We start from the raw sequence: 7,941 nt of genomic DNA on the forward strand, positions 1-7,941 counted from the left end.
GCCCGGTCCCATTCCGAACCCGGAAGCTAAGCCTGATAGCGCCGATGGTACTGCAACCGAAGGGTTGTGGGAGAGTAGGACACCGCCGAACTTACGTTGGGGAAGGGCCTGGGCCCGGTTGAGACGCGAGTCTCCCGGCCTAGGCCCTTTTCTCATGCCCACATCCACTCCACACACCCGATCCGACCGCCTGGGTACGCGAGCCGACCCTCTGGGTACGCGAGCCGACGGTCCGGGTATGTGTGTCGTCCGTTCAATCACGCGAGTTCCGCCTTCAATCACGCGAGTCACGTCCCTGATCACGCGAGTTGGCTCGTCAATCACACCGGCCGACCCTGCCAGCCTCCGGTGCCGGCGCGACTCGGGGCGGAACTCGCGTGATCCGAGCCGGAACTCGCGTGATTGAAGCCGGAACTCATGGCCGTAGCCGGCCGGGCTTGTGCTCGCCCGGGCATCTCGCGTGATCGAGGGGGCATCTCACGTGACTGGAGGGGCATCACGTGTGATTGGAGGGACGACACACATACCTGGAGGGTCGAGTCGCGTACCCAGGGAGTCGGGTCGCGTGCCTGGAGGGTCGGGGTGAGGGGCGGGTGGGATGGAGAAGGGGCCGGGAGCGGAGCTCCCGGCCCCTGGGGGTACGGACGAAGTGGGTTGCTGAGGTGGGTTACTTCAGGGCGGAGCCGGCCTGCCAGTCGGCCCAGGACTTGGACCAGTCGCCGTACAGGTCCCACACCGGGAGCTGCGGGCCGCCGGAGTTCGTCACCTCGACGACGTCGCCGAGGCCCATGTTCTGGAAGAACCACTCGGCGTTCGCCGCGTTCAGGTTGATGCAGCCGTGCGAGACGTTCGAACTTCCCTGCTGCCCCACGCTGTTCGGGTTCTCGTGGACGAACTCGCCGTCGTTGGAGATCCGCTCCGAGAACTTCTCGTTCGAGCGGTACGCCTTCGGGTCCGGCGGGCAGACGCCGTACGTGCACGAGTCCATAGTGTAATTCGCCTGTTTGTCCGAAATGACGTGCGCGCCCAAATGTGTCGGGGTCGCGTCCTTGCCCATCGAAATCGGCATGGACTTCACCATCGCGCCGTTGTGGAAGATCTGCATCTGCTCGGTGTTCCCGTCCGCCTTCGCGATCCAGGAATCGTGCACCTTGTACGTCTCCGTGCGGTCCTCCGCGCCGAAGACGCCGTTGCCGAAATCGACGCCGTAGATCTTCGCCGTCACCTTCAGCGTCGTGCCGGCCTTCCAGTACTCCTTCGGCCGGTAGTGGACGTTCGAGTCATCGATCCAGTACCAGCTGCCGTCCTGCTTCGGCGTCGACTCGACCGTCAGGGCCTTCTCCACCGCCGCCTTGTTCTTCACGGCGATCTTCCCGAAGCTGAACACGATCGGCTGCCCGACGCCGACGCCGGTGCTCGCCACCGCGGACGGTGCCGGGATCAGGTTGGCGTTCGCCTGCTTCTTCGGCGCGATCGTGCTGATCTGATTGTCCTGCTCGACCGCCTTGCCGTCGGCGCCTTGGGCGTGCGCGACGATCTTGTACGTCACGCCGTAGCCGAGCGGCTCGGTGGACGTCCAGCTCGCGCCGTCGTCGGCCAGCTTGCCGCCGACCTTGTTCCCCTTCGCGGTGTTGGTCACCGTGACGTCGAGGAGCTTCCCGTTGGCGGCCTTGACGACGATGGGCGTCGCCGGGTTCACCCCCGTGCCGCCCGCGGGCTCGAACGACACGGCGACCGGGGTCGCCGAAGCCGACGCGGAACCGGACACGGGCGCCCCACCGCCGGGTGAGCCGCCGTCGTCACCGGACGAGCAAGCGGAAAGCAGCAGTGCTCCGGCGAGGATTCCGGCCACCGAAAGTAAAGTCTTCTTGGGGGGCATATTGTCTCTTTTTTGGGAATTGGGGTCGGCGGGCATTCATCATCAAAACTACGCGATAGCGATGACGTTCTTCCCGGCGGATCGGTGCATCCGCGTGACGCGGATCACGTGACGACGAGGCCCGGTGCCCCGTAGAGTCCCGGCCCGCTCACCGAAATCCCGTCGAGGAACTCCCGTGCGGCCGAGTACGCCTCTTCCGCCAGTGCTTCGGTGTGCCCGAAATCGAGCGGGTTCACACGTACCGGCGCCGGCCCCGGCAGGTACACCACGGGCACCTTCGAGGCCGCGAGCGGCGCTTCCAGCACGGCCTGGTTCCGCATGCTGATCATCGCGGTGAACATCATCACCTCGGCGAACGTCCGCGGCGCTCCTGGCAGCTTCCCCGGGAACGCGCAGTCGAGCACCACCAGCGACCGCGCGCCCATCGCCAGCGCCTGCCGCATCGGCACGTTCGCGACGAGCCCGCCGTCGTAGAGCAGCCGCCCTTCGTGCTCCACCGGCGGGAAGATCCCCGGGATCGCGCAGCTCGCCAGCAACGGCTCGAGCAGCCGGCCGGTCCGGATCAGCAACGGCTCGGCCGTGTCGACCTGCGTCGTGACGACGCCGAGCGGCAGCACCAGGTCCTCGAAGCGGGTTTCGGCGCCGAGGTGGCCGGCGATGATCGTCGTCAGGCCGCTGTTGGGGAACAGGTGCGTCTTGCTCTGCGTCAGCGTCCGGACGCGGCTCAGCACGCCGCCGGGGAACGCCTCGGCGCGTGTCATGTGCGCCCAGATTCCGTGCAGGCGCGCCAGGGCGTCGTTGCCGGGCAGGGCCAGCACGGCCGCGTTGAGCGAGCCGACCGACGTGCCCGCCACGAGGTCCGGCGTGAGACCGGCTTCGGTGAGCGCGCGCAGCATGCCGACCTGCATGGCACCGAGGCTGCCGCCCCCGCCGAAGACGAACCCGATCGGCCGGGGAAGATCCGCGAGACTCATACCGCCGAATGTAGTAAGCCCGGCTGTCGCAGGTCGTGCCGCCCGGGGCGACCGCGACGCTCGGGTCAGGGGATCCGCTCGGGCTCGCGTTCCGGCTCGGCGGCCAAAGCCTTCCGCTTCTTCATGCGCAACAGGAAGAACACCCCGGCCGCCGCGAGCACGCCGACCGCGATCAGGCCGCCCGTGCTCACCGCGCCTTCGATCCGCTTCGCCGCCTCGCCCAAGGCCGCGCCGATGCTGATGTGGAGCAGGGACCAGCAGAACGCCCCGGCGGCGGCCGCGGGGAGGAAACGCCGGAACGGCAGTCCGGACGTTCCCGCCGCGGCCGGGGTCAGCGTGCGGATCACCGGCAGGAACCGGGCGAAGAACACCGCCCACGCGCCCCGGCGCTCGAGGACCGAGGTCGCCTTGTTCCACGCTTCGAGGCCGTACTTGCGGATCAGCTTCGTCTCGCGCAGCCGGGGGCCGAACCGCCGGCCGATCAGGTAGCCGAGGGCGTCGCCCGCCGTCGCGCAGAGCGTGACCACCAGCCACAGGACCAGGAACCGGGGGAGGGTGTTCGCCGTCGTCGCGGCGACGAGCAGCCCGGACTCGCCGGGGGCCAGGAAACCGAGCCCGATCGTGCACTCGGCGAAGACCAGGCCGCCGGTCGCCGCGACGAGCCCCGGTTCCGGGAGTCCTTGCAACCAGCTGAGGAGGTCCGAAACCAGGGCCATGCGGCCACTTTACCGATCCTTTAAGGATGGTGGGGTGACGTGCGTCACCGCGCCAGCAGCGACGCGGCTTCCTGGGCGGCCGGGCCTTCGGCGGCCAGGTGCGCCAGGTTCTCCGGCAGCTCCTCGCCGCGGTGGGCCTTGGTCTGCGCGTAGAGCCGTCCCGCGCGGTACGACGACCGGACCAGCGGCCCCGCCATCACCCCCGCGAAGCCCATCGCCTCCGCAGCCTGAGAGTGCTCGACGAACTCCTCCGGCTTCACCCACCGATCCACCGGGTGATGCCGCGGCGACGGACGCAAATACTGCGTGATCGTCAAAATCTCGCAGCCCGCGTCCACCAGGTCCTGCATCGCCGGAGCGACCTCGTCCGGGGTCTCGCCCATACCCAGGATCAGGTTCGACTTCGTCACCAAACCCGCTTCACGTGCGGCAGTGATGACCTCGAGGGACCGTGCGTACCGGAACCCGGGACGGATCCGCTTGAAGATCCGCGGCACCGTCTCCACGTTGTGCGCCAGAACTTCCGGCCGCGAGCCGAAGACCTCGGCCAACTGCGCCGGGTCGGCGTTGAAGTCCGGAATCAGCAACTCGACACCGGTACCCGGGTTCAGGTCGTGAATCTGCCGGACGGTCTCGGCGTACAGCCACGCCCCACCGTCAGCCAAATCATCACGAGCAACACCGGTGACCGTCGAATACCGCAGACCCATCGCCTGAACGGACTCCGCGACCTTCCGCGGCTCCGTGCGGTCCAAAGCAGCGGGCTTACCCGTGTCGATCTGACAGAAATCGCACCGCCGGGTGCATTGGTCCCCACCAATGAGGAACGTGGCCTCCCGGTCTTCCCAGCATTCGTAGATGTTGGGACAACCCGCCTCTTCACACACCGTGTGCAGACCCTCGCGGCGCACGAGACCCTTGAGTTCGGTGAACTCCGGCCCCATCCGCACCCGCGTCTTGATCCACGGCGGCTTCTTCTCGATCGGCGTCTCACTGTTGCGGACTTCCAGACGCAGCAGCTTCCGGCCTTCAGGCGCAGCACTCACGCCCTCAACCGTACGCCCGTCCGGGCTACGCGGGATCGGGGGTGACCTGGGTCAACTTCGCCGTCAGCTCCCACAGCGCGGACCCCAGCGACTCACTGCGCGCGGCGGCCACCGCGCGCACCGCGACCGGGTGACCGCGCAGGTTTCCGAGGCCGCGCGGGGCGAAATAGGCGCCGCCTTCGACGCCGTCCGCCGTCGCCGCGTAGAGCTGGGGGAGGGCGCCGATCCGGGGGCCCTGGGCGAACAGGACCTCGCCGAGGCGGTGGCCGCCGGCGATGAGGGACCGGACCACCGGGTTCGAATACGACCGCGCCATGCCGCTGCCGAGCCCGGTCGCGGTGTACCCGGGGTGCGCGGCGACACTCAGGATGTCCGAGCCCGCCGCGCGCAGCCGACGGTCCAGCTCGAGCGCGAACACCTGGTCGGCGAGCTTCGACTGGCCGTACGCGGCGGCCGCGTTGTAGCGGCGGTGCTCGGCGTTCGGGTCGTCGAGGTGGATGCGCGCGCCGGTGGCGGCGAGGCTCGACAGCGTGACGACGCGGGCGTGCCGTCCGCCGCGCAGGGCGGGCATCAGCAGCCAGGTCAGCGCCGCGTGCCCGAGGTAGTTGGTGCCGAACTGCAGCTCGAAGCCGTCGGAGGTGCGGCCGCGGGCGGTCGCCATCACGCCGGCGTTGTTGACCAGGACGTCCAGCTTGTCGCCGGTCAGCTCCCGGGCCGACGCGGCGGCCGCGCGCACCGAGGCGAGCTCGCTCAGGTCCAGTGGGATGAGCTCGGGCTCGGCGCCCGCGGCGGCCGCTTTGACGAGGTCCAGTGCCTTCGCCCCGCGTTCGGCGGAGCGGCAGGCGAGGAGCACGCGGGCCCCCTTGCCCGCGAGCACCTCGGCGGTGCGCAGCCCGAGCCCCGAGTTCGCTCCGGTGACCAGCACGGTCCGGCCGGTCTGGTCGGGGATGTCGGCGTCGGTCCAGCGCTCCGTCATGCGCTTCTATCTACTCCTGTTACGCACTCGGCGCGAGCAGGCGCCGCAGGTGTCCCATGACGGGACGGCGGCGCGCGGGCTCGTCGCGGCTCGTGCGCAGCAGCGCCTCGAGCGCGTGACCCACCTTGACGATCTCTTCGGCCGGCTCGCGCGGGTCGGCCAGCCCGGCCGTGACGGCGAGCATCCGCAGCTCGCCTTCGTGCATCCGGCGCAGCGACGCGTGCCGCTCGTAGCCGCCGTCGAGCACCGCGCGCAGCGTCTCGTGCTCTTCGACGGACGCGCGCCAGGCGCGGGTGACGGCGTCGACGTGGTCACCGAGGCCGTCGGCGTCGTCCGGGTCGGTGACCTCGGCGCGCAGGCGGCCGCTCAGCGTCCTCGTCCACTGGTACTGCAGCGCCAGGAGGACGTTCTCCTCGGTGCCGAAGTGCTCTTCGGCACCGGGAACCTCGTCGAGCGCCAGCGGCGCGGCCGGGTTGCGGCCCGCCAAGCGGACGACCGCTTCGAGGATTTCCTGACGTCGGTAGAAGTCTGTCCAGCTCATCGTGGGCTCCCCTTCCGTGGCCCGGGTCATACCGCGGGTCTGCGGCATACTCCCGGTACGGACCTGACGAGGCGAACATACCATGAGTATGGAGAGATCCTCCGGGCGTAAGGTTGTGAAGGTGGCGACAATGAGGTCCAGACGACTCGACTACTCGGAGTCGACGCGGTCGGCGCTCGTCGACAGCGCGGTGGAACTGTTCACCAAACGCGGTTACGCGGGTACCTCGCTCGACGAGATCGCCAAACGCGCCCGCGTCACGAAGGGTGCGCTCTACCACCACTTCAGCGGCAAGCAAGCCCTCTTCGAAGCCGCGTTCGACCAGGTCGAAAGCCTCGTCTACGACCGTCTCGACAAGATCATGACCGGTGAGGGCACGCCGTGGGAGCGGGCCCTCGGCGGGCTCAACGCGTTCATCCGCGCGTGCCTCGACCCGGCCTACCAGCGGATCGCCATCCACGAAGCCCCGGTCGTCATGGGCTGGGAGCGCTGGCGCGAAGCCGAGGAGCGGTGCAGCTTCGGGCTCGTCCGCTCCGGCCTGCAGTCGCTGATCGACGCGGGCGAGGTCGAGCCCGTGCCGGTCGAGGTCACCGCGCGGCTGCTGTTCGGCGCGCTCTCCAGCGCGGCGACCGAAATCGCCAGCTCGCCGGACCCGAAGAAGGTCGGCGCCGAGATCGAGGACGTGATCGTCCGCATGCTGGTACGGCTGCGGCGCGCGGAGCCCGACGTCTCTATAGGCTGACTTTCGTGGACTTGAGGATCTTCACCGAGCCCCAGCAAGGGGCCAGCTACGACGAACTCCTGCGGGTCGCCAAGGCGACCGAAGACGCCGGCTACGACGCCTTCTTCCGCAGCGATCACTACCTGAAGATGGGCTCGGCCGACGGCCTGCCCGGCCCGACCGACGCCTGGATCACCCTGGCCGGCCTGGCCCGGGAGACCAGCCGGATCCGGCTCGGCACGCTCGTCACCGCGGCGACGTTCCGGTACCCGGGTCCGCTGGCCATCTCGGTCGCCCAGGTCGACCAGATGTCCGGCGGGCGCGTCGAGTTCGGTCTGGGCTCCGGCTGGTACGACGCCGAGCACGAGGCGTACGGCCTCACGCTGCCGCCGCTGAAGGAGCGCTTCGACCGCTACGCCGAACAGCTCGAGATCATCACCGGGCTGTGGAAGACGCCGGCGGGCTCGACGTTCTCGTTCAAGGGCGAGTACTACTCCCTGACGGAGTCGCCGGGCCTGCCGAAGCCCGCGCAGTCCCCGGCGCCGCCGGTGATCGTGGGCGGCCAGGGCAAGAAGCGCACGCCGGCCCTGGCGGCCCGGTTCGCGGACGAGTTCAACCTGCCGTTCGTGGACGCCGACACCGCGGCCGCGCAGTTCGCCCGCGTCGACGCCGCGGCCGAGGCGATCGGCCGCGACCCCAAGGAGATCCTGCGCTCGGTGGCGCTGACCATCGCCGTCGGCCGCTCCGACGCGGAGGTCGCGCAGCGGGCGTCGGCCGTCGGCCGGGACGAGGCCGAGCTGCGGGCGAACGGCCTGGCCGGGACGCCCGCCGAGGTCGTCGACCGGATCGGGCAGTGGCGGGAGAAGACCGGGATCACCCGGGTCTACCTGCAGCTGCTGGATCTGTCCGATGTGGACCAGATCGAGCTCATCGCGGCTGAGGTCGCACCGCAGCTGGACTAGCGCCCCAATGTGGCGTTCGGTGCGTCAGACTCGAGGGCGGGCAGGATCTCCAGCCCGTACGCGATGACCTGGCCGATCGGCAGCGGCTCCGGACGGCGGCTCTCCCGGTGGTGCGCCAGCGCGAGC

The 7,941-nt window shown here is 69.6% G+C and carries 8 protein-coding genes and 1 rRNA gene; 3 read left to right on the plus strand and 6 right to left on the minus strand.

What is annotated here, in order from left to right; all coding sequences use genetic code 11:
* Positions 1–91, plus strand: a 5S ribosomal RNA gene (rrf, locus tag AB0M83_RS47855); the annotation flags it as partial.
* 576 nt (positions 92–667) lie between these two features.
* On the opposite strand, the gene AB0M83_RS47860 is transcribed toward rrf, so the two are convergent.
* The 6 genes from AB0M83_RS47860 to AB0M83_RS47885 form a co-directional block, all read right to left on the minus strand.
* Entirely contained in the window at positions 668–1,879 is a 1,212-nt protein-coding gene (locus tag AB0M83_RS47860; protein ID WP_364529277.1) for an Ig-like domain-containing protein, read from the minus strand.
* 104 nt (positions 1,880–1,983) lie between these two features.
* Positions 1,984–2,853 carry a patatin-like phospholipase family protein gene (locus AB0M83_RS47865; RefSeq protein WP_364529280.1) on the minus strand — a complete coding sequence of 290 codons (870 nt, stop codon included), beginning with the start codon at positions 2,851–2,853 and terminating at the stop codon, positions 1,984–1,986.
* Positions 2,854–2,918: 65 nt separating this feature from the next.
* On the minus strand, positions 2,919–3,569 hold the full coding sequence (locus AB0M83_RS47870; protein WP_364529283.1) for a DedA family protein: 651 nt from the start codon (positions 3,567–3,569) through the stop codon (positions 2,919–2,921).
* Positions 3,570–3,613: 44 nt separating this feature from the next.
* Positions 3,614–4,615, minus strand: coding sequence for a lipoyl synthase (lipA, locus tag AB0M83_RS47875; protein WP_364529286.1), 1,002 nt, complete (start codon positions 4,613–4,615; stop codon positions 3,614–3,616).
* A gap of 25 nt (positions 4,616–4,640) precedes the next feature.
* Positions 4,641–5,591 (minus strand): oxidoreductase, encoded by a 951-nt coding sequence (locus AB0M83_RS47880; RefSeq protein ID WP_364529289.1) that lies wholly within the window; start codon positions 5,589–5,591, stop codon positions 4,641–4,643.
* Positions 5,592–5,610: 19 nt separating this feature from the next.
* Entirely contained in the window at positions 5,611–6,132 is a 522-nt protein-coding gene (locus AB0M83_RS47885; protein WP_364529292.1) for a hypothetical protein, read from the minus strand.
* Between the two features lie 130 nt (positions 6,133–6,262).
* Here AB0M83_RS47885 and AB0M83_RS47890 point away from each other — a divergent pair, with 130 nt between their 5' ends.
* Together AB0M83_RS47890 and AB0M83_RS47895 are read left to right on the plus strand one after the other, a co-directional pair.
* On the plus strand, positions 6,263–6,874 hold the full coding sequence (locus tag AB0M83_RS47890; protein ID WP_364529295.1) for a TetR/AcrR family transcriptional regulator: 612 nt from the start codon (positions 6,263–6,265) through the stop codon (positions 6,872–6,874).
* Positions 6,875–6,879: 5 nt separating this feature from the next.
* The gene (locus AB0M83_RS47895) at positions 6,880–7,815 is read left to right on the plus strand and encodes an LLM class F420-dependent oxidoreductase (RefSeq protein ID WP_364529298.1); all 936 of its coding nucleotides are present in this window, start codon (positions 6,880–6,882) and stop codon (positions 7,813–7,815) included.
* Positions 7,816–7,941 lie beyond the last annotated feature (126 nt).

The sequence above is a fragment of the Amycolatopsis sp. NPDC051106 genome, from assembly GCF_040682775.1.
Classification (GTDB): Bacteria; Actinomycetota; Actinomycetes; order Mycobacteriales; family Pseudonocardiaceae; genus Amycolatopsis.

Bases quoted from the DNA above. Each gene is read 5' to 3' on its own strand.
- AB0M83_RS47880 (WP_364529289.1), bottom strand. From the start codon at position 5,591: ATGACGGAGCGCTGGACCGACGCCGACATCCCCGACCAGACCGGCCGG.
- AB0M83_RS47870 (WP_364529283.1), bottom strand. From the start codon at position 3,569: ATGGCCCTGGTTTCGGACCTCCTCAGCTGGTTGCAAGGACTCCCGGAA.
- AB0M83_RS47890 (WP_364529295.1), top strand. From the start codon at position 6,263: ATGAGGTCCAGACGACTCGACTACTCGGAGTCGACGCGGTCGGCGCTC.
- AB0M83_RS47865 (WP_364529280.1), bottom strand. From the start codon at position 2,853: ATGAGTCTCGCGGATCTTCCCCGGCCGATCGGGTTCGTCTTCGGCGGG.
- AB0M83_RS47885 (WP_364529292.1), bottom strand. From the start codon at position 6,132: ATGAGCTGGACAGACTTCTACCGACGTCAGGAAATCCTCGAAGCGGTC.
- AB0M83_RS47860 (WP_364529277.1), bottom strand. From the start codon at position 1,879: ATGCCCCCCAAGAAGACTTTACTTTCGGTGGCCGGAATCCTCGCCGGA.